Origin of the sequence: Mesorhizobium sp. M7D.F.Ca.US.005.01.1.1 (genome assembly GCF_003952545.1) — a bacterium.
Lineage (GTDB): Bacteria > Pseudomonadota > Alphaproteobacteria > Rhizobiales > Rhizobiaceae > Mesorhizobium > Mesorhizobium loti.
This window is the reverse complement of sequence record NZ_CP034453.1, coordinates 5,603,825-5,622,145: the sequence shown is the minus strand read 5'-3', so window position 1 is coordinate 5,622,145 and position 18,321 is coordinate 5,603,825. Positions and strand designations below refer to the sequence as shown.

Here is an 18,321-nt window from a genome sequence, read left to right as displayed (position 1 = left end):
ATCAGGACGGAGTGCTCCAGGGAGGTAAAACCATGCCGAAGAAGGCCCTGATTGCCTGGGGCGGCTGGGAAAGCCACACACCGGAGCAGAGCGCCAAAATCATCCGTGCGCTGCTTGAGCGCAACGGGTTCGACGTCACGCTGGGCGAGGGCACGGCGATGTTCGCCGATCCGCAACTTGCTTCCTTCGATCTCATCGTGCCTGTCATCACGATGTCGACGATCGAGAAGGCCGAACTGCAGAACCTGACGCTTGCGGTTCGCGGGGGAAGCGGGCTCGGCGGCTTTCACGGCACGATGGGCGACAGTTTCCGCAACGAGCCCGATTATCAGTTCATGACAGGCGGCCAATGGGTCGCGCATCCCGGCAACATCATCGACTATGATGTCGCCATCACTCGGCCTGACGACCCGATCACATCGGGCGTCAGTGATTTCGCCTACCGGTCGGAGCAGTATTACATGCATGTCGACCCGAGCAACGAGGTGCTGGCCACGACCATTTTCACCGACGCGCATTTCCCCGGGATAGGCGGCGTTGTCATGCCTGTGGTCTGGAAGCGCCGCTATGGGGCGGGCAAGGTCTTCTACAGCGCTCTCGGACACAATGCCGACGAGTTCGCGGTTCCGGAAATGGCCTTGATTGTCGAGCGCGGCCTTGTCTGGGCCGCCCGCTAGGTTCTGAGGACACGAGCATGACCGTACCGGTGAGAGACTTGCCGCTGCATACGCCCATCGATGGCCGGCACCGCAAGATGCTGATCGACGGCGCTTGGTGCGACGCGCTCAGCGGCCGGACCTTTGAGACGCGCAACCCCGCCACCGGTGCCGTGATCGGTACCGTGCCGTTGTCCGATTCAGGCGATATCGACCTCGCCGTGGCGGCGGCCCGGCGCGCCTTCGACGGGCCGTGGAGCCGGTTCAAGCCCTATGAGCGCCAGGTTCTGTTGTTGAAGATCGCCGACCTGATGGAGCGCCATTGGGAGGAGATCGCGCTTTCCGACACCACGGATATGGGCATGCCCATCGTGCGCACGCTGGCCAACAAGAACCGCGTGCTCGGCATGCTGCGCTTTTATGCCGGCATGGCGACGTCGATCCACGGCCACACGATCGGTAATTCGCTGCCGGGCGAGATCATCTCCTACACGCGCAAGGAGCCGGTCGGCGTCGTCGGCGCGATCATTCCTTGGAATGCGCCGACTGCCGCCTCGATCTGGAAGATCGGCCCGGCGCTGGCGACCGGCTGCACCATCGTGCTGAAGCCTTCCGAGGAAGCGCCGCTGACGCCGCTTTTGATCGGTGCGCTGATGATGGAGGCCGGCGTGCCGCCCGGCGTCGTCAACGTCGTCACCGGCACGGGTGCGGAAGCCGGCGCGCCGCTTGCCGCCCATATGGATGTCGACAAGATCGTCTTCACCGGCTCGACAGCGACTGGCCAGAACATCCTGCGCGCCTCGGCCGGCAACATGAAGCGCGTCTCGCTGGAGCTCGGCGGTAAGTCGCCGGTCATCGTCTGCGCCGATGCCGATCTCGAGCGCGCCGTGCCGATCGCGGCGATGTCGGTGTTCGCCAATTCCGGCCAGATCTGCATCGCCGGCTCGCGGCTGTTCGTCGAACGGCCGATCTATGACGAATTCGTCGAGCGGGTCTCGGCCTATGCGGCGAAACTCAGGATCGGCGACGGCGCCGACCCCGAGACCGAGATCGGGCCGCTGATTTCGCTGAGGCAGCTCGAACGCGTCACCGGTTTCATCGAAGACGGCACCAGGCAGGGCGCCAGGCTGGTCACCGGCGGCAACCGCATCACCGAAGGTGCGCTTGGGTCAGGCAATTTCATCGCGCCGAGCGTCTTTTCCGGCGTCACCGACGACATGCGCATTGCCCGGGAAGAAATCTTCGGCCCGGTGATCTCGGCGCTGCCGTTCGACACGCTGGACGAGGTGGTGCGGCGCGGCAACGACACGCCTTATGGGCTGGGCGCCGGCGTCTTCACCCGCGACCTCGGCAAGGCGCACCAACTGGCCAACCGCCTGCGCGCCGGCTCGGTCTGGGTCAACACCTATCACGCGATCGACCCGGCGGTGCCCTTCGGCGGCTACAAGATGAGCGGCTACGGACGCGAGGGTGGGGCTGAGCATCTCGACGAATATCTCAATACCAAGGGTGTCTGGATCAGGACGGATTGAGAAAGGTCGTCTGGCGACGTTTTGACGGTGGGGTAATCCAAGGACGGAGAAAATCATGGATTCCAGGGAAAGCTGGTCCGCATCCGAAAAGAAGATCGCACGCAACGCCTTCGACGCGGCACTTGAGGTGGCGCTCGCAAGGACGATGGCCGAATTCAAAAGCAAGGCCAACGCCGCGAGGCTGCCCGCTGACATGTGGGAAATAGAAGACTATTTGAATGAACAGCGACGGAAGATCGATCGAATGTTCGACTATCGCTACTCGCAGCTTCTTTTTGTCTTTCCTCAACTCATTCGGGCAGGCTACCTCGACGAAAACCTGCTTGCCGGCCTGTCGCAGGACAAGCTGGACGCCATTCGCCGGGATATTGCTTTTGCTGAGAGTCGGCAAAGGTGACGCTCTGCGGCGCCCCCCTCTGTCCTGCCGGACATCTCCCCCACGGGTGGGGAGATTGGCCGTCGATGCGGCCTTAGCCAATCTTCGAAGTTGCAGGAGGAGGGCCGGCGCCCGAACTGCCAATCTTGTGGGGGAGATGTCCGGCAGGACAGAGGGGGGCGCCACAGAGCTCGACGTTTGTTGCTGGACTCTTCCCGCCCGCTCACCCGATGCCGCCGGTGACCGCATAAGCGCCGGCGCTGCGCCCATCCTCCAGCCGCACTACCGCCGTTACGATCGAGCCATACGAGCCACGCCAGACGCTGTGCAGCCGCTGATGCTCGGCGGCCGGGACGAGCGCATGCCCGCTGAAGCGCGCACCGCTTCGCTGCATCGCCGCGGCTTCTCCATTGATATGCACCCTGACGTTGGCCGTCTCGGCTGCCTCCCCGGGCAGGTCGATTGCGATGAGGATCTCGTCCTGATCGCCGGAAGGCCGCGTCTCAGCGGTAAGCGTGATGGCGAACGCGGGCGCCTTGCCGTCGCCGGCTTGGCCAGAGCGGCCTGAAAACACATCATCGGGCAGTTCGGGCGTGCGCGGCGGGCGGCTGCGGCGTTCGCCGGAGCGTTCGAAATCGCCGGCTATGCGCAGCAGCCTTTCGTCGTCATAGGCCTTGCCGGCGAAGGTCAGGCCGACCGGCATGCCGATATCGGCCATCGTGCCCATCGGCACGGTGACGGTCGGGATGCCGAAATGGCGCCAGACCAGATTGCCGTTGGCGACCCAGGTGCCGTTGCGCCAGGCAAGGGCGGCGGATGCCTCGTCGATGTCTGCATCGGCCGGCCCGACATCGGCGGCGGCGGGCAACACCACGGCGTCGATGCCTTGTGCGTCCAGCCAGTCCTCGAAATCGATCCGCCTTGTCGCCTCGAGCCCTTTCAGTCCGTCTTCCAGCGTCGGAATATCCAGGACGGGCGTGACGCCGGCTCTTGCCCGCTCGACATATTCCGCCAGATCGAAGCCGCCCTCATAGCGGTCGGGCAGCGTACCCGGCGGTTGCGGGAAGATCTTTGGGCCATCGACCGAAACGAGATCGGGCAAGGCCGGGTCAGCATTGGCGCGCAGGAAATCGTCCCAGCCCCAGATGCAGAGATCCCAGAGCTCGCGCTCGGCGAAGTCATGCGGCACCAGCCCGCGCTCGACCATGCTGCGCGCGCCGGGGCGGTCGCGCTCATAGTTGGAGACGACGGGAAAATCGACCTCCACCACCTCGGCGCCAAGCCGCTTCATATCGGTGGCTGCCTGCTCCCACAGGGCAAGCACCGAGGCGCGGGTTTCGATCGGCTTGTCTGCCTCGCTGTCGCGGCCGATATACATTCTGGGCACGCCGAGCCGCATGCCTTTCAGCGAGCCTGCAAGCGTCAGATCGGTGTAGCGCGGTGGCCGCATGTCGGAGCTTTTCGGCAGCTTGACCCAGGGCTGCGCGCGCCAGAAATCGCCTCGCGTCTCAGGATCGTCGGCGACGATGATGTCGAGCAGTTCGAGCATGTCGGGCACGCTGCGCGTATGCGGCACCACGACATCCATGGTCGGCACCAGCGGCCAGTTGCCGCGCACCGAAATGATGCCGCGCGACGGCGTGTAGGCGACGAGCGCGTTGTTGGTGGCCGGCGCGCGGCCGGACGACCAGGTTTCCTCGCCGAGCCCGAAAGCGCAGAAGCTGGCTGCTGTCGCCGTGCCCGACCCATTCGACGAGCCCGACGCGAAGGCGGCGGTCAGGTAATCGGCGTTGTAGGGGCTTTCGGCGCGGCCATAGACGCCGCGCTGCATGCCGCCATTGGCCATTGGTGGCATGTTGGTGAGGCCGATCAGCACGGCGCCGCCGGCGCGCAGCCGGGCGATGGTGAAGGCGTCCTCATTGGCAATGAGATGTTCGAAGGCCGGCGAGCCGGCGGCGACCGTCAGGCCTGACACCTTGTAGCTGTCCTTGGCGGTATAGGGGATGCCGTCGAGCGGCCCGAGCACAGCACCGTTGCGGCGGCGCTGGTCGGCGGCGGCGGCCTCCTCGAACATATCGGGGTTGAGCACCGGAACGGCGTTGAGAGCGATGCCGTGCCGGTCGAAATGCGCGATGCGCCTTAGATAGGCTCCGACCAGTTCGACGCTGGTGACTGTGCCATTGTCGAGCGCGCGGCGCAGTTGGTCGATCGTCGCTTCGATGAGATGAAGGCCGGCATCGGTCATCGCTGGTCCCAAATTTCCACACACCATGGATGAGCGAGGCCGTTAGCTTCGGCAAGAGCCTATTGCGGTCTTCGTTGGAACTTTTGTCCGGCTGGCGATTTTGGATGTATGATGCGATTCCGGAATGGCCAGGAGGGTGTTGCCGATGACCACGAAATGCGTTGCGATCCTAGCTCTCGCTCTCGCCATGGGCTCAAGCCTTTGCGCCCCCGCCTTCGCCGGCGACCGGCATCACGACCGCCGGGTCCAATCCGAACGCTATGTTCCCGCCGATGACGATCTCATCAACTTCCTGTTCGGCGGCCCGCGTTACTACGATCAGCAGCTGTTCACGACGGCTGCTGGAGCCTGCTCCTACCATCGCGTCGGACCGGACGCGAATGCGTTGAACAAGATCAACGATCATCACTGCGGGAAGTAAGCAGTAGGGCAGTAGGGCAGTAGGGCAGTAGGCTGCGCCTCAACGCTGGCCGCTCTCCTTCATCCGCTCGATGATCTCGGCCATCAGCGCCAGGTCGCGGCGTGAATCGGCGAGGTCGGTCAGCGGCTTCGTGCCTTCGGTGATGTGGCGGTGGAAGATCTCCAGTTCGTTGGAGAAGGCGTCGCCGTAGAGCGGGCCGAAGGTCTTGGTCACCGGGCCGAGCGGGCCGGCATCGGTGACTTCCAGACGCGTCGGCAAGCTGCGGATGTAGGGCGTGTCGTAGAGGATGCGCACGCGTCTGGTGTTGGAGCGCACCTCGATCATGGCGTCGAACAGGCCGAGATCGTCGACGACCGCGTCATACAGACAAGCGAAATGGCCGTAGTCGAAAGTGATGCTGGTGTTGGCGCCGCCATTGGTGCGGTGCGCGGCCAGCACGCGCGCCGGCTCGCCGATCAGCCCGCGCATCGCTGAAATGTGGTGCGAGGAGAGCGCCGTCAGGCCGCGATAGGCGCGCACCAGGTCGGCCGGCGCATCGGTGCCGACCACCTCGCGGATCAGCGCGTCGCGTTCGCTTGCGCCGCGTGCCAGCAGGGCAGGGTCGATGTCCCTGGGATAGAGGACGTTCTGGCTCTTCTTGAGGAAATGCCGGCCTTCCGAGATCAGGTCGAAGATGCGGACATGGGTGATGTCGGCGAAGGCCGGCAGCTCGTCCCTGGCCGCCAGATAGGCCGGCGCGTAGCGGCGCATGTAGCCGACGAAAAGCGTCTTGTCGTAGCCCGGCATCAGCGCCAGCAGATCGTCTATCTCGCGCACCGTCAGGCAAGCGGGCTTTTCCAGCAGGATGTGCTTGTTGGCGGCAATCGCCGCGCGCACGAAGCAGCTGTGGGTGTCGTCGGACGACAGCACGAACACCGCGTCGATGTCGGGCGAATTGATCAGCGCCTCTGCCGTCTCGAAGGCCTTTGCCATCGGATGTTGCGAGGTGCACAGCGCCACCAGGCTGGGCGACACATCGTACACGCCCGCGATCACCCAGCGCTCCCGCTGATCGCTCAACACCGGCAGATGGATCGACTGCGCGACCTCTCCAAGACCGACAAGCCCGACGCGAATTGGTGCCACTCGCAAACTCCCTTTAGATTTCAAGTCTCGGGCTGGCCAGGACAGCCAGCTGTTGATTGACCGATCAGGCCGCGCCGGTGACCAGCGCGACGAGCTCGTTGCCTGACGTTTCCGAGGCACGCACGGTCGCTGCCATCTTTCCCGCCCGCATTACCCAGATCTGGTCGGACAGACGGCGGACCTGATCGAAATTGTGGCTGACCAGGATGACGCTGACCGACTGCTCGCGCAGGCGCCGGATCAGCGCCTCGACATTGGCCGTTTCCTGCACGCCGAGTGCTGCCGTCGGTTCGTCCATCACCACCAGCTTGGCGCCGGAGCCGACGGCGCGGCAGATCGAGATCGCCTGCCGCTGGCCGCCCGACAGGCGCCGCACCCGTTGGTTGATCGACGGCACGTTGATCGACAGCCGCGACAGCATGGAACGGGCCTCGCGTTTCATCGCCTTGCGGTCGAGGAAAGCGAAGGGGCCGATGCGGCGCACGATCTCGCGGTTGAGGAACAGGTTCTGCGCCACCGTCAGTTCGTCGATCAGCGCCAGGTTCTGGTGCACGGTCTCGATGCCGGCCTTGCGCGCCTCGTCGGGGTTGGCGAAGGGCCGCGCCCGGCCGTCGAAGAACAAATTGCCGGCGTCCGGCTGATGCACGCCGACCAGGCTGCGGATCAGCGTCGACTTGCCGGCGCCATTGTCGCCGATGACGGCGGTGACTTCGCCGCGACGGGCCTGGAAGGCGACGTCGGTGAAGGCGCGGATGCCGCCGAAATGCTTGCTCAGCCCTTCGCAGGCGATGATCGCCTCAGTGGCGGGGATGTGATGGGGAGCGCTCATTTCTGATACCGCATGATCAGCGCCGCCAGCACCACGATGGCGCCCACAGCAAGCGGTTGGTAGAAGGCCGACACGTTGAGCAAGGTCAGGCCGTTGACGAGTGCTGTGAGCATCAGCGCGCCGATCGCCGGCCCAAGAATGCTGGCGCGGCCGCCGAACAGGCTGACGCCGCCCAGCACCACCGCCGCCACTGAATTCAAGAGCAGGCTGGTGTTGATCTGCGGTTCGGCCGAGCCGATGCGGGCGACCAGAAGAATGGCCGCTATGCCGGCGCAGAAGCCCGAGACTGTATAGGCAGCGATCTTGACCCGGTCGGTGCGGATGCCGAGCGCGCCGGCACTTTCGGCCTGGCCGCCGGTGGCCAGCAGATGCACCCCGAAGCGCGTGTGGTAGAGCGCGATATGCGCGACGATGACGGCTGCGATCGCCACCCAGACCGGATAACCGAACGGTCCGAACGAGCCTGAGGCGAGCCTGAGCAGGAAGGTCGAGCCGACCATGGTCGGCTCGCCACCCGACAGGATGAGCCCAAGCCCGGTGATGCCCGACAGCGTACCGAGCGTCACCACGAAGTCGGGAATTTTGCCTGCGGTGATGATCAGGCCGTTGAGGAAGCCGACGGCGCTGGTGGCGAGAACCGCGAGCACGCAGGCGATGAAGATGCCGTAGCCGGCGGCGTTGACGAGGCCGAGGATGATGGCGCCGAGCATGACGGCTGCCGCCAGCGACAGGTCGATGCCCGAGGTGGCGATGACGAAGGTCTGGCCGATCGACAGCACGACCAGGATCGCCGCCGCCAGCAGCAGCGCCTGCAGGTTGGCGACGCTGAGAAAGACCGGCTGGGCGATGCCGAAGACGATGACGAGGCCGACCAGGCCGACGACGGATGCCCAGTCGGCCCAGAAGGAGGGATCGAGGAGGAGAGCCGCCAGGGAGGGACGGCTCTCCTCCGCACCCGCCGAATGGGCGGCGGGCGCGTTGTCTGCAGGTGTGCTCACTTCAGCATCTCGCGGAAGGGATCGGGATAGTCGCCGCCGGGACGCGGAAAGTTCTTCAGCGAGGCTTCGGCATTGTCCTTGTTGATCAACAGCACAGGCGCGGGCACGTTGGCGGGCAGTTCCTTGCCCTTGGCCGCGATCGCACAGGCTTCGACGCCCATGGCGCCGACGACATAGGGGTATTGCGCGACGGTGGCGGTGAGTTCGCCTGATGCAATCGACTTCAGCGCGTCGACGATGCCGTCGAGGCCGATCACCTTGACGTCCTTGCCGGATGTCTGCACGGCGCGCTCGACGCCGAGCGCCATGATGTCGTTGGCGGCAAAGAAGCCGGCGAGGTCCGGATGCGCGGCAAGGATATCGGTGGCGGCGGTCAACGCCTTCTCGCGATCCCAGTCGGCGCTGACCATCACCACGACTTCGAGCTTGCCTTCGACGGCCTGCTTGAAGCCCTTGATGCGGGCATTGGAGCCGACATCGCCGACGATGCCGGCGACCAGCGCGACCTTGGCGCCCTTCGGCACGAGCTTCAGCATCTCTTCGCCGGCCAGCGCGCCGGCGGCGACGTTGTCGGTGCCGATATAGGTCGAGACGGCAAAGCCGGCGGCCTTGGCCTGCTCGGGGTCGATGGTCGAGTCGATGTTGACGATCGGCTTCTTCTTCTGGGCGACCGGCACCAGCGCCTGGACGAGGTTGGATACGCTGATCGGGTTGACCAGATAGCAATCGAAATCCTGCATGGCCATGGCGGTCAGGCGGTCGGCCTGGCCGGTGGCGTCACCCATATTGGCGGCGGCCTGAACGCTGACATTGACACCGTTGGCCTTGGCCTGCTCCTCGATGCCCTGCTGCATGGTCTGGAAGAAGGGGTTGTCGAGGCCTTTGACGATGGCCGCGACTTTCGCCGCATCCTCGGCGTGGACGGGCGCTGAGACGATGGTTGCAAGCACGCCTGCGCCAAGCAGGCTCGTACCGAGTTTCAGGCAATTGAACACGCGCATGGTTTTTCCTCCTCCTGATTGTTTTATGTGCTGCATCAATGTCGCTGTCCGGCGACTGCAATGTCCGACGGTGCGCAAGCGACCCCGGCGCCTGGCGCGACGATCCGCCAACAGGTTGCTGCCCGCTTTGTGGTGTGCGGGTCGCAGCCCCGGTTCGGGCGCTTTTTGATGTCAGGCATTGCTCCTCCCAGAGCGCCGGCCGATGCCATGCCAGCGTTTCCGCATGTTTTAGAAAAAATTGACACGCGTCAAGATTTAAAATGGTGCGCAGCGATTTTGACTGTGCGGTCCCTACGGCATGACTGGCCAGCCGATATGCGCTACAACCAAGGCGCGAAAAAAATGCCGCCCAGAGGGAACCTTTGGGAGGCATCGGCGTTTGTCGCTGCTTTTGTGCAAGGGGAGGTTTTGGGGATGGAGCGTTTCGAAATCCTGGAAGAGCCAACAGGCACATTCTCGATTTTCGATACATTCACGGAATTGCCGGCAACGGTCGAAGGCGGTGCGTGCATCGGGCTTTACCGGCACGAAGTGCCGCTGGCGCTGCTTGCAGCGATTGCAACCGTCCAGCCCGGCAATTGTTCGCTGCTGCCATCCTTGTCGGCGTTGAACGGCTGGCGGGCCAATGAAAGCGATCGGTCGCTTTCAGACGACCTTCTGGCGTGAGCAAAGCCAGCCGACATCGCATCAAAAAATCATACCGTAGGGGAAATCACGCCCTGTCGTCGAAAGCGGCGGTCAGGCATGGGGGGCAAGGGGAGGTTGTAGAGCGTTGGGAGGTGAACAATGTCTGATCAGGACGACCTGATCCGAGCGGCCATCGGACGGCTGCTCGCCGAGAAGACAGGCGCCGCCGTCATCTCGATGAGAGAGAGCACTACGGAGCTTCTGGCGCTGACCGGTGCCGCGCTGGACGAAAGACTGCAGGACCTTCTGCTGGAAATGGCCGAAGTCCGCGGCATGATGGTCGCGCTCGATATTTAGGACGGCCATCGATCTGGCAGCCAGTCCGCCGACCAAGGCGATGCCGTTTTGCCGAAGGGCTGACGCGGAGTTTGGGGGCAGGGCGCGGGTGACCTGAAGGGTGGCGCCCCGCCCTAACGCTGCTCGATCAGTGTCCGCGCCGCATCTTTCCCCGCCGAGAGGATACGATCCGACAATTCCGTCCCTTCGACGGCGCGAGCCAATTGGAGCGCGCCGATGAGCGTTGCAAAGACAGCCAGCGCCACGCCTTCCGGATCCTTGTCCTGCGGAAGTGCGGCAGACAATTGGTGGGCCAAAGCCAGCAAGCGGTCGGTATAGACCTTACGCGTTTCAGGCGGTTGACGCGCGAGCTCCGGCAACAGCGCGGCCGACGCGCAGCCCGTTCCCGGATTATCCCGGTGCTCGGCCGACAGATACGCCTCTATCGCCATCTGCGGGCCACCGGAGGCCAAGGCTTCCGCCAGTTGCTGCGACTGAATCTCCATGGCTGCCGCCACGCTCTCGCGGACAAGCTCGGCCTTGGATTGAAAGTGCGGATAAAACGCCCCGTTCGTCAGCCCGGCGTCGCTCATGATGGTCGCCAGTCCGGACGCGGCTATGCCGTCACCGCGAAAACGGTCGGCGGCGACTTCCATGATCCGGCCGCGTGATGCGTCCTTCCGGCCCTTTTCGTAGCGCATGGCTGCATTGCCTTTCTGCTATTGCATTATGGTCATAATTTGATAGTATGAGTGTAATTCAAAGGGCGCGAAAAAGCTAGCCCTCATGATTTTGGAGGACGAAATGAATATGAATTCCGGAAGAACCGCTGTCGTGACCGGCGCCTCCTCGGGCATCGGCCGCGCCAGCGCCGAGGCACTGGCGCGGGCAGGCTTCACTGTCTTTGGAACGAGCCGCAAGGCCAGCAACGGCCCGGACGGGGTGACCATGCTGGTTTGCGACGTGACCGACGGTGACGCGGTTGCCGCACTCGTTTCGACGGTGCTCTCGCAGACCGGCCGGATCGACCTCCTGGTCAACAATGCCGGCGTCGGCCTGCTTGGAGGCGCCGAGGAATTCTCGATCGCGCAGGTGCAGGCCCTGTTCGACGTCAACCTGTTCGGTGTCATCCGCATGACCAATGCCGTGTTGCCGTCGATGCGGCGGCGTGGCGAAGGGCGCATCATCAACATCGGCTCGGTGTTGGGCCTCGTGCCGGGGCCGTATTCAGCGCATTATTCGGCGGTCAAGCACGCGCTCGAGGGCTATTCGGAATCGCTCGACCACGAGGTTCGTGCGTTCAATATCCGCGTCTCGGTCATCGAGCCGGCATTCGTTCGCACCGTCTTCGACCAGAACGGAATCCAGCCGGATTCGCTGTTGAAGGAATACGATCAGGCTCGAGCCGGACTCGAAGCGCTCCTTCGCGATGTGATGCCTGTAGCCGACCGGCCGGAAGTGGTGGCGCAGGTGGTCGTCAAGGCAGCGGCCGATGCCCGCCCGCGGCGGCGCTACACCGCCGGCAAGGCAGCGCGCCAGGTCAGCCTACTGCGCCGTTTTGCCCCCGCGGCGATATTCGACAAGAGCCTGCGCAAACAGTTCCGCCTGCCGGTTTGAATGACAGAGGGGATTTAACGCACATGCGACACGCCAAAATCACTTTGAGAAAGTCACTGCCATGAAGGCATACGTCGTTGATAAGTATAACAAGAAGGGCACTCTGCGGCTGGCTGAGATGCCGGAGCCGGAACTCGGGGACAGCGATGTCCTGGTCGAGGTTTACGCCGCGGCGGTGAACCTGCTCGATTCCAAGGTCAAAACCGGAGAGTTCAAGCTGATCCTTCCCTATCGCCGGCCCTTCATCCTGGGTCACGACGTAGCCGGGAGGGTTGTCCGCGTGGGATCGAAAGTCCGCAAATTCAAACTCGGCGACGACGTCTATGCGCGGCCGCGCGACGGCCGCATCGGGACGTTCGCCGAATTCATCGCCATGGATGAAGCCGACGTGGCCTTGAAGCCTGTGAACCTCAGTATGGAAGAGGCGGCCTCGATCCCGCTGGTCGGCCTGACCGCCTGGCAGGCGCTCATCGATAGGGCCAATCTGACGAAAGGGCAAAAGGTCTTCATCCAAGCTGGCTCCGGCGGCGTGGGGACATTCGCCATCCAGCTGGCCAAGCACCTCGGCGCGACGGTTGCGACCACCGCCAGCGCGGCAAGTGCCGGTCTGGTCAGGGGGCTCGGCGCCGATGTTATCGTCGACTACAGGAAAGACGACTTTGAGAAAGTCCTGTCGGGCTACGACGTCGTCTTGAACAGCCAGGACGCCAAAACGCTTGAAAAATCCCTGAATGTGCTGAAACCGGGTGGCAAGCTCATCTCCATCTCCGGTCCACCTGACCCGGAATTTGCCAGGAAGCAGGGACTGAACGTGGCGCTGAGGCTGGTGCTGCGCTTTCTGAGCCGTGGAATCCGGGCCAGGGCCAGGCGCCGTGGCGTGAAGTTCTCGTTCCTTTTCATGTGGGCGCAGGGTGAGCAGCTGAGCAAGATCGCGTCGCTCATCGAATCCGGTGCGATCCGCCCGGTTGTCGATCGGGTCTTTCCCTTCGAAGCGACCAATGAGGCTCTGGCCTACGTCGAAACAGGACGCGCCAAGGGCAAGGTGGTCATCAAGGTCAGGTAGGATCCCTGTCACATCTTCGATGTCATGGATCAATTCGTCCCGGTAGGATCGATCGTTGTCAGGCGTGCCCTGGCCTCGATGAGGCGCCTTTGCGCGGCCCTTATCCGGCCGCACAATGCGAGATTAAGGGCGACGCCAGCTTCCTCGTCCAGCAAGTCATTCGCGCGCTTGAGAGAGTTTTCAGCTCGTCTTATGCGCAGTCTGGCGTTGGCCGTTTCGATGCTGTGAATTTCAATCATCTGTCCAGAGTCCTTTGGAGTTCCGGTCCCTTCCTTGAGTAAACCGCCGCTGATCGGATTGGTTCCAGCCATGGCGGGCACCGCCCGTGGCAGGCGGAGCGATCCAGTCGGGCCTACAACGCTGTCGCTGCGGTGGTGACCATGCCTGCCAGGCGCTGCGCTACGTCCGAGCCTCACTGCAACGCTGACTCTTTTCCCTGCCCTCAAACGTCTTAGCTACAGTGAAGCAACGGAGCAGGGTCGATGAGCCTCAAGGACAAGAAAATCGTGGTCACCGGTGGCAGCCGTGGGCTTGGCCTCGGACTGGTCGAAGCGCTGGTCGAACAGGGCGCCAGCGTGACTGTCGTTGCCCGCGGCGCCGAGGCGCTGGAGGCGGTCGGTGCGCGGCTCGGGGTCGCCACCATCTCAGCCGACGTCACGGACGAGGACGCGGCCTATCGCATTCTTGGCGAAGTCCGCCCTGACATCGTGGTGCTGAACGCTGGCGCTACGCCTCGGATGGGGCGGCTGGATCAGCTGAAGTGGGAGGATTTCTCCATTGCCTGGGAAACCGACGTCAAGGCGGGGCTCTACTGGCTGCAGGCGGCGCTCAACCTGCCGCTCAAGCCGGGCAGCCGGGTGCTGGTGGGATCAAGCGGTGCTGCCGTCACCGGATCGCAGATGTCGGGTGGTTATGGCGGCTCCAAGCGCATGCTCTGGTTCATGGCCAAATATGCCAATGGTGTTGCGCAGGAAAAGAAGCTCGGCATCCGCTTCCAGGCGATCGTACCGCGGCAGATGATCCTCGGTACCGGAACCGGCGATGCCGCAGCCAACGCCTATGCAGGCTCGATGGGCATTACGCCGGAACAATTCGTCACCCGCTTCGGCGCGCCGATGCCGCCCAGGGCGTTCGGCGACAGGGTGGTTTCAGTGCTCGAAGACCCGCAATATGCCGAGGGCGTCGTCTTCGGCCTCAACGGCGATGCGGGCGTGACCGTGATGGAGGGCGCAGCGGCTTGAGCGAGCGAGAACCTGCCGTGGACCGCGACCGACAGGAAGGGCTGCTTGCCCTTGCCGCCGCGCTGCGGCCGGAGCTGCACCGCTACTGCGCGCGTCTGATGGGATCGGTCATCGACGGCGAGGATGTCGTGCAGGACACCTTTGCCCGGGCCTTCGTTGCGCTGGACGAGCTGTGCGAGGTGCCGCAGTTGCGGCCCTGGCTGTTCCGGATCGCCCACAACCGCGCGCTGGACCTGCTGCGCAGCCGTGCGATCCGCGTCGCTGAGCCCATCGAGGCGGCGCTTGAGATTGCCGACACCAAAGCCGACCCGGTGGAGACGCTGATGCGCAGGCAAGCTGTACAGACCGCCGTGTCGCGCTTTGCGGAGCTTCCGGTTCTCCAGCGCAGCGTCATCATCCTCAAAGATGTTCTCGACGAGCCGCTGACCGAGATCGCCGCTCTGCTGGACATCACGGTCGATGCGGTGAAGGGGCATCTGGCGCGCAGCCGCGCCCGGCTTCGGCAGATCAATGCCACTGCCGCGGCGCTTCCCGACGCGCGCATCGCATCCGCCGCCGTGGTTCGCTATGCGACCCTGTTCAACCAGCGCGACTGGGACGGCTTGCGCGCGCTGCTTGCCGACGACGTCAGACTTCATCAGTCCTTGCATCCGCCGCGCTCGGGCGCCGCCGACGTCGGCATGTTTTTCACGATCTACGCCAGGAGCGATCGCGTATGGCTGACGCCGGCATGGCTCGAGGGCCGCGAGGTGATCGCGGTGTTCGAAAACCAGACCGACCCGAAGCCCCATCATTTCATGCGGCTGGAGTGGCGGGAGGGGCGGATCAGCTTCATCCGCGACTATCGCTATGTCAGCTATATCGCTGAGGATGCGGAACTGGTGCTGGCCAGGGACGCCGGATCTTTCGGTCGCGGCACCGGGCGCTGAGGGAGCATCAGCCGCGTCGGGCCGCGTCAATCGCCGCGACGTCGATCTTCCTCATGTCCATCATCGCTTCAAACGCGCGCCTGGCTTCGTCGCCGCCGGCCGCCATCGCCTCGGTCAGCATGCGCGGTGTGATTTGCCAGGACACGCCCCATCTGTCCTTGCACCAGCCGCACGCGCTCTCCTGGCCACCATTGCCGACAATGGCATTCCAGTAGCGGTCGGTTTCCTGCTGATCGTCGGTGGCGATCTGGAACGAGAAGGCCTCGCTTTGCTTGAACGCGGAGCCGCCGTTCAATCCGATGCAGGGAATGCCGGCAACGGTGAATTCCACCGTCAACACGTCGCCCTTCTTGCCGGACGGAAAATCACTCGGCGCACGGTGAACGGCGCTCACCTTGGTGTCGGGAAAGGTCTTTGCGTAGAAGTGAGCCGCAGCCTCGGCGTCCTTGTCGAACCAGAGGCAAATCGTGTTCTTTGGCGTCTTTGGCATTGCGTGTTCCTTTCGATCTGAAGCCGGATCTCCGTCCTTGTGTCCCGCCTACGCGCTCTTCCGAAATAGGTCGCCAACCGCTTTTCTCCACCCTTGCGCAAGCAAGCCGACAAGCGCGGCTGACCGCTTTGCGTCCCTTGGCGGAATGGTGTTTTCGGCGTCAGAGTTGATCTGGCAGACGTCAGCCCAGAAGATTGCGTGCGGTGCGCATGAAGATCTTTGAGCCGATCGGGATCAGGTCGTCGGGAAAGTCGTAGTCCGGATTGTGCAATGCAGGGTGCCGCTCGCCTGCACCGAGGAAGAACATTGCCGACGAAGCGCTGTGGCCGAACAGGCCGAAATCCTCCGAGGCGCGCATCGGCAGGGCTTCTTCGCCGTGCACGACGCCCTCTTCGTCGAGCGCGCGTTGCAGGTGCTCCACCGCATCCGGCGCGTTGACGCTGGCGACGAAGATCTCGTGATAGTCCCAACGAGCGGAAAGACCATGCTGGCCGGCGATCTTCGTGACCAGCGCTTCAGCAGCAGTGCACAGGTTTGCCATGCGCTCGTCGCGCCGGGTCCGCAGCGTCGCCCAAACCTCGGCATGCGCCGGTGCGATGCCGTACACGGCTTCGCCCATCGCGGCATGGGTGACGGTCACCATGGAGAAGTCGTCATCGGCGAAGGTTCCGCTGCCGAGCGCAGGGAGCGCCGGCATCAACTCACTGATCGCCAGCATCGGCGAGGTGCCGGTCTCGGGCATGGACGAATGCGCGGTCTTGCCCTCCAGCACGATGCGCATGCCGCGTGAAGCGCAGTTGACGACGCCGGTTTTGACCCGAACTTCGCCCAACGGCACGCCGGGCAGATTGTGCAGCGAGAAAGCGAAATCCGGCGCGATCTCGGTGAAGCGCGGATCGGCGACTACGCCGGCTGCGCCATTGCCGGTTTCCTCCGCCGGCTGGAACATCAGCACGACGCGGCCGCTTGCAGGCCTGTCGCGCCCGAGCTGACGGCCAAGGGACGCCAGGATCGCAGTGTGTCCGTCATGGCCGCACATATGCGACTTGCCCGGCACCCGCGAGGAATGCGGCACGCCTGAAAGCTCTTCGATCGGCAAGGCATCGAGTTCCGAGCGGAACAGCACCGTCGGCCCTGCCTTACCGCTGTCGTATATGGCCGCCACGCCGTGCCCGCCCAATCCGGTGAGCACTTTGTCCGGCCCGGTATCGGCGAGGAAGTCGACGACCTCTTTTGCCGTCTTCTCCTCCTCGTTGGAGATTTCCGGCTGCTGGTGCAGCTTACGCCGCCACGTGGTCAACTCGACAATGTCTCGGTTGGTCAGGGTCACGCGTTTCGGCCTCCGTTTGCTCCGATCGGCACAGTGTCGCAAACGCTTCTAGCGTACGCGATTGGGGCAGAGCGCTTTGAACTGGTCCAGCGTAACATCGTATGACGAGGCGCCGGAGCCATCGAGCAAGACGTTCTCATCCGTATCGGTTATCAGATAGTCCGTCGTCACATCCGTGCCCTTGTTGCGGCCCTGGAACAGCATGTTGGCGCCATAGAAGGTGGTGAATTTGCCGGTCTTGCAGTTGGCGATGATCTCGAAGTGCAGGGGCGCCTTCATTTCCGCGGCAATGCAATCCTCGGAGAAATCATGGCCATATTCGCGGCAGTAGACGCGCGCCTTCTGCCTGCTGTGTTTGGCCAGGATGCCGGCGTGGGTGGAGCCGATGCCTGTCTTTTTGACGATGGTGAGTTCCATTCCCACCTTGTTGCCGTAGTAGATCGTACTCGCTTGCGCCGCTGTCGGCAGGATCAAGGCGGACAGCACAACCAACAGATGTCGCATGGAAAATCCTCCCTTTCACCGGAAGGATTTCACGTGCGCGATCGCCCGGTCAAGGCCCTCGATGCAACACGGCTCGCAGAGGCCGACGCCGCTGCGAGCTGTGTCTAGATTGCTTATTGATTGATCTCGGGTTCGACGAGCTTTGCCAGGTTTCGGAGCGACTCCTGCCAGCCGAGATAGCAGGCCTCGACCGGAATGACGTCCGGAATGCCGGCCTGGGTGATGTCAATCTCGGTGCCGACCGACACCTTTTTCAAGACTATGGTCACCCGGATCTCGCCGGGCAGATTGGGATCGTCGAACCTGTCGGTGTAGAGCAGGCGCTCGGCCGGAACCAGTTCGAGATACTCGCCGCCGAAGGAATGGCTGTCGCCGGTGGTGAAGTTGCGGAAGGACATCTTGAACGTGCCGCCGACCTTTGCCTCGAGGTGATGGACCGTGCAGGTGAAGCCGTTCGGCGGAAGCCACTTGGCCAGTGCGTCCGCTTCAACGAAGGCGCGATAGACCTTCTCCGGGCTGGTCGTCAGAACGCGATGCAAACGTACGGTGCCGGGCATATCCTGTATCCTTTCATGATTGCCTACAGTACCCCAAGGACGAACGAGGCGTGGTCGGTCCGACATAGGCTCTCGGATTTTTTAACGACCGGCGCGGCATGACGGCATTCATGCCCCCGAGCGCCACAATACGGGACGAGCCATCCGGCTCCCGCCGAGCGCTGTTTTTCCTTTGGTTGCCGGGCATTGGGTCAGGGGACAGGCAGGCAATGGTCGGCTATTCGATCTAATTTCTTTGCAAGCCGTTAATGCGGCCATGCTGTTAATCAGTATTCGCTAATGAAGACCGCGGGGTACGCCATGACCAAGAATCTCGGCAACGCACGTTACATGCCGCCAAAGGACGTCAAAGCCTCTGTGTTCAGCAAGGCCGCACCGGCGCTGTTTCCGTTGGTCGTGGCGGCGCTGGGCTACATGATCGGCAAGCAGTTCTTCGGCATCTAG

Annotated in this window: 22 protein-coding genes; 11 read left to right on the top strand and 11 right to left on the bottom strand. The window is 63.5% G+C overall.

Annotated elements, in window-relative coordinates:
- Positions 1–32: 32 nt before the first annotated feature.
- The 3 genes from EJ076_RS27390 to EJ076_RS27380 all read left to right on the top strand — a co-directional run bounded on the left by EJ076_RS27390 (position 33) and on the right by EJ076_RS27380 (position 2,585).
- On the top strand, positions 33–677 hold the full coding sequence (locus EJ076_RS27390; protein ID WP_126069954.1) for a ThuA domain-containing protein: 645 nt from the start codon (positions 33–35) through the stop codon (positions 675–677).
- A gap of 77 nt (positions 678–754) precedes the next feature.
- Positions 755–2,188, top strand: a complete 1,434-nt coding sequence (locus EJ076_RS27385; protein WP_281039138.1) for an aldehyde dehydrogenase family protein — start codon at positions 755–757, stop codon at positions 2,186–2,188.
- 55 nt (positions 2,189–2,243) lie between these two features.
- Positions 2,244–2,585: a hypothetical protein gene (locus tag EJ076_RS27380; RefSeq protein ID WP_164548746.1), complete on the top strand. Its 342-nt coding sequence runs from the start codon at positions 2,244–2,246 to the stop codon at positions 2,583–2,585.
- A 202-nt stretch (positions 2,586–2,787) separates the two neighbouring features.
- Here EJ076_RS27380 and EJ076_RS27370 read toward each other — a convergent pair whose 3' ends face one another.
- Positions 2,788–4,809 carry an amidase gene (locus EJ076_RS27370; RefSeq protein ID WP_126069951.1) on the bottom strand — a complete coding sequence of 674 codons (2,022 nt, stop codon included), beginning with the start codon at positions 4,807–4,809 and terminating at the stop codon, positions 2,788–2,790.
- A gap of 145 nt (positions 4,810–4,954) precedes the next feature.
- On the opposite strand from EJ076_RS27370, the gene EJ076_RS27365 reads away from it, so the two are divergent.
- On the top strand, positions 4,955–5,230 hold the full coding sequence (locus EJ076_RS27365) for a hypothetical protein (RefSeq protein WP_126069950.1): 276 nt from the start codon (positions 4,955–4,957) through the stop codon (positions 5,228–5,230).
- 39 nt (positions 5,231–5,269) lie between these two features.
- On the opposite strand, the gene EJ076_RS27360 is transcribed toward EJ076_RS27365, so the two are convergent.
- The 4 genes from EJ076_RS27360 to EJ076_RS27345 form a co-directional block, all read right to left on the bottom strand.
- Complete coding sequence (locus EJ076_RS27360) at positions 5,270–6,355, bottom strand: Gfo/Idh/MocA family oxidoreductase (RefSeq protein ID WP_126069949.1); 1,086 nt, start codon at positions 6,353–6,355, stop codon at positions 5,270–5,272.
- A 64-nt stretch (positions 6,356–6,419) separates the two neighbouring features.
- Positions 6,420–7,184 carry an ATP-binding cassette domain-containing protein gene (locus EJ076_RS27355; RefSeq protein WP_109660272.1) on the bottom strand — a complete coding sequence of 255 codons (765 nt, stop codon included), beginning with the start codon at positions 7,182–7,184 and terminating at the stop codon, positions 6,420–6,422.
- Entirely contained in the window at positions 7,181–8,182 is a 1,002-nt protein-coding gene (locus EJ076_RS27350) for an ABC transporter permease (protein ID WP_109660274.1), read from the bottom strand. The genes EJ076_RS27355 and EJ076_RS27350 overlap by 4 nt, the downstream gene beginning before the upstream one ends.
- On the bottom strand, positions 8,179–9,183 hold the full coding sequence (locus EJ076_RS27345) for a substrate-binding domain-containing protein (protein WP_109660276.1): 1,005 nt from the start codon (positions 9,181–9,183) through the stop codon (positions 8,179–8,181). Before EJ076_RS27345 ends, EJ076_RS27350 begins: the two co-directional genes overlap by 4 nt.
- Before the next feature lie 60 nt (positions 9,184–9,243).
- Here EJ076_RS27345 and EJ076_RS35325 point away from each other — a divergent pair, with 60 nt between their 5' ends.
- Positions 9,244–9,849 (top strand): hypothetical protein, encoded by a 606-nt coding sequence (locus EJ076_RS35325; RefSeq protein ID WP_164548745.1) that lies wholly within the window; start codon positions 9,244–9,246, stop codon positions 9,847–9,849.
- A gap of 120 nt (positions 9,850–9,969) precedes the next feature.
- On the top strand, positions 9,970–10,167 hold the full coding sequence (locus tag EJ076_RS27335; RefSeq protein WP_109660280.1) for a hypothetical protein: 198 nt from the start codon (positions 9,970–9,972) through the stop codon (positions 10,165–10,167).
- A gap of 113 nt (positions 10,168–10,280) precedes the next feature.
- Here the strand turns inward: EJ076_RS27335 and EJ076_RS27330 are convergent, their stop codons facing one another.
- Complete coding sequence (locus EJ076_RS27330; RefSeq protein WP_109660282.1) at positions 10,281–10,847, bottom strand: TetR/AcrR family transcriptional regulator; 567 nt, start codon at positions 10,845–10,847, stop codon at positions 10,281–10,283.
- 103 nt (positions 10,848–10,950) lie between these two features.
- Here EJ076_RS27330 and EJ076_RS27325 point away from each other — a divergent pair, with 103 nt between their 5' ends.
- Positions 10,951–11,763, top strand: coding sequence for an oxidoreductase (locus tag EJ076_RS27325; RefSeq protein ID WP_126069948.1), 813 nt, complete (start codon positions 10,951–10,953; stop codon positions 11,761–11,763).
- 61 nt (positions 11,764–11,824) lie between these two features.
- Positions 11,825–12,826 (top strand): NADP-dependent oxidoreductase, encoded by a 1,002-nt coding sequence (locus EJ076_RS27320; RefSeq protein WP_126069947.1) that lies wholly within the window; start codon positions 11,825–11,827, stop codon positions 12,824–12,826.
- Between the two features lie 29 nt (positions 12,827–12,855).
- On the opposite strand, the gene EJ076_RS27315 is transcribed toward EJ076_RS27320, so the two are convergent.
- Positions 12,856–13,137: a hypothetical protein gene (locus EJ076_RS27315; protein ID WP_245462897.1), complete on the bottom strand. Its 282-nt coding sequence runs from the start codon at positions 13,135–13,137 to the stop codon at positions 12,856–12,858.
- Positions 13,138–13,308: 171 nt separating this feature from the next.
- Between EJ076_RS27315 and EJ076_RS27310 the strand changes: the two genes are divergently transcribed.
- Both EJ076_RS27310 and EJ076_RS27305 read left to right on the top strand, forming a co-directional pair.
- On the top strand, positions 13,309–14,067 hold the full coding sequence (locus tag EJ076_RS27310; RefSeq protein ID WP_109660286.1) for an SDR family oxidoreductase: 759 nt from the start codon (positions 13,309–13,311) through the stop codon (positions 14,065–14,067).
- Positions 14,064–14,996: a sigma-70 family RNA polymerase sigma factor gene (locus tag EJ076_RS27305; RefSeq protein ID WP_126069946.1), complete on the top strand. Its 933-nt coding sequence runs from the start codon at positions 14,064–14,066 to the stop codon at positions 14,994–14,996. The genes EJ076_RS27310 and EJ076_RS27305 overlap by 4 nt, the downstream gene beginning before the upstream one ends.
- 7 nt (positions 14,997–15,003) lie before the next feature.
- On the opposite strand, the gene EJ076_RS27300 is transcribed toward EJ076_RS27305, so the two are convergent.
- The 4 genes from EJ076_RS27300 to EJ076_RS27285 all read right to left on the bottom strand — a co-directional run bounded on the left by EJ076_RS27300 (position 15,004) and on the right by EJ076_RS27285 (position 17,877).
- Entirely contained in the window at positions 15,004–15,486 is a 483-nt protein-coding gene (locus tag EJ076_RS27300; RefSeq protein WP_126069945.1) for a VOC family protein, read from the bottom strand.
- Between the two features lie 181 nt (positions 15,487–15,667).
- The gene (locus EJ076_RS27295; RefSeq protein WP_109660293.1) at positions 15,668–16,816 is read right to left on the bottom strand and encodes an amidohydrolase; all 1,149 of its coding nucleotides are present in this window, start codon (positions 16,814–16,816) and stop codon (positions 15,668–15,670) included.
- Between the two features lie 48 nt (positions 16,817–16,864).
- Positions 16,865–17,320: a hypothetical protein gene (locus tag EJ076_RS27290; RefSeq protein WP_109660295.1), complete on the bottom strand. Its 456-nt coding sequence runs from the start codon at positions 17,318–17,320 to the stop codon at positions 16,865–16,867.
- A 113-nt stretch (positions 17,321–17,433) separates the two neighbouring features.
- Positions 17,434–17,877 (bottom strand): SRPBCC family protein, encoded by a 444-nt coding sequence (locus tag EJ076_RS27285; RefSeq protein ID WP_126069944.1) that lies wholly within the window; start codon positions 17,875–17,877, stop codon positions 17,434–17,436.
- A gap of 300 nt (positions 17,878–18,177) precedes the next feature.
- Between EJ076_RS27285 and EJ076_RS27280 the strand changes: the two genes are divergently transcribed.
- Positions 18,178–18,321: a hypothetical protein gene (locus EJ076_RS27280; RefSeq protein WP_109661345.1), complete on the top strand. Its 144-nt coding sequence runs from the start codon at positions 18,178–18,180 to the stop codon at positions 18,319–18,321.

Excerpts from the sequence above, each read along its gene's own strand:
- EJ076_RS35325 (WP_164548745.1), top strand. The coding sequence starts at position 9,244 with ATGTCCGACGGTGCGCAAGCGACCCCGGCGCCTGGCGCGACGATCCGC.
- EJ076_RS27335 (WP_109660280.1), top strand. The coding sequence starts at position 9,970 with ATGTCTGATCAGGACGACCTGATCCGAGCGGCCATCGGACGGCTGCTC.
- EJ076_RS27330 (WP_109660282.1), bottom strand. The coding sequence starts at position 10,847 with ATGCGCTACGAAAAGGGCCGGAAGGACGCATCACGCGGCCGGATCATG.
- EJ076_RS27285 (WP_126069944.1), bottom strand. The coding sequence starts at position 17,877 with ATGCCCGGCACCGTACGTTTGCATCGCGTTCTGACGACCAGCCCGGAG.
- EJ076_RS27390 (WP_126069954.1), top strand. The coding sequence starts at position 33 with ATGCCGAAGAAGGCCCTGATTGCCTGGGGCGGCTGGGAAAGCCACACA.
- EJ076_RS27365 (WP_126069950.1), top strand. The coding sequence starts at position 4,955 with ATGACCACGAAATGCGTTGCGATCCTAGCTCTCGCTCTCGCCATGGGC.
- EJ076_RS27385 (WP_281039138.1), top strand. The coding sequence starts at position 755 with ATGCTGATCGACGGCGCTTGGTGCGACGCGCTCAGCGGCCGGACCTTT.
- EJ076_RS27290 (WP_109660295.1), bottom strand. The coding sequence starts at position 17,320 with ATGCGACATCTGTTGGTTGTGCTGTCCGCCTTGATCCTGCCGACAGCG.
- EJ076_RS27370 (WP_126069951.1), bottom strand. The coding sequence starts at position 4,809 with ATGACCGATGCCGGCCTTCATCTCATCGAAGCGACGATCGACCAACTG.
- EJ076_RS27325 (WP_126069948.1), top strand. The coding sequence starts at position 10,951 with ATGAATATGAATTCCGGAAGAACCGCTGTCGTGACCGGCGCCTCCTCG.
- EJ076_RS27280 (WP_109661345.1), top strand. The coding sequence starts at position 18,178 with ATGACCAAGAATCTCGGCAACGCACGTTACATGCCGCCAAAGGACGTC.
- EJ076_RS27300 (WP_126069945.1), bottom strand. The coding sequence starts at position 15,486 with ATGCCAAAGACGCCAAAGAACACGATTTGCCTCTGGTTCGACAAGGAC.
- EJ076_RS27320 (WP_126069947.1), top strand. The coding sequence starts at position 11,825 with ATGAAGGCATACGTCGTTGATAAGTATAACAAGAAGGGCACTCTGCGG.
- EJ076_RS27355 (WP_109660272.1), bottom strand. The coding sequence starts at position 7,184 with ATGAGCGCTCCCCATCACATCCCCGCCACTGAGGCGATCATCGCCTGC.
- EJ076_RS27380 (WP_164548746.1), top strand. The coding sequence starts at position 2,244 with ATGGATTCCAGGGAAAGCTGGTCCGCATCCGAAAAGAAGATCGCACGC.
- EJ076_RS27345 (WP_109660276.1), bottom strand. The coding sequence starts at position 9,183 with ATGCGCGTGTTCAATTGCCTGAAACTCGGTACGAGCCTGCTTGGCGCA.
- EJ076_RS27310 (WP_109660286.1), top strand. The coding sequence starts at position 13,309 with ATGAGCCTCAAGGACAAGAAAATCGTGGTCACCGGTGGCAGCCGTGGG.
- EJ076_RS27315 (WP_245462897.1), bottom strand. The coding sequence starts at position 13,137 with ATGGCTGGAACCAATCCGATCAGCGGCGGTTTACTCAAGGAAGGGACC.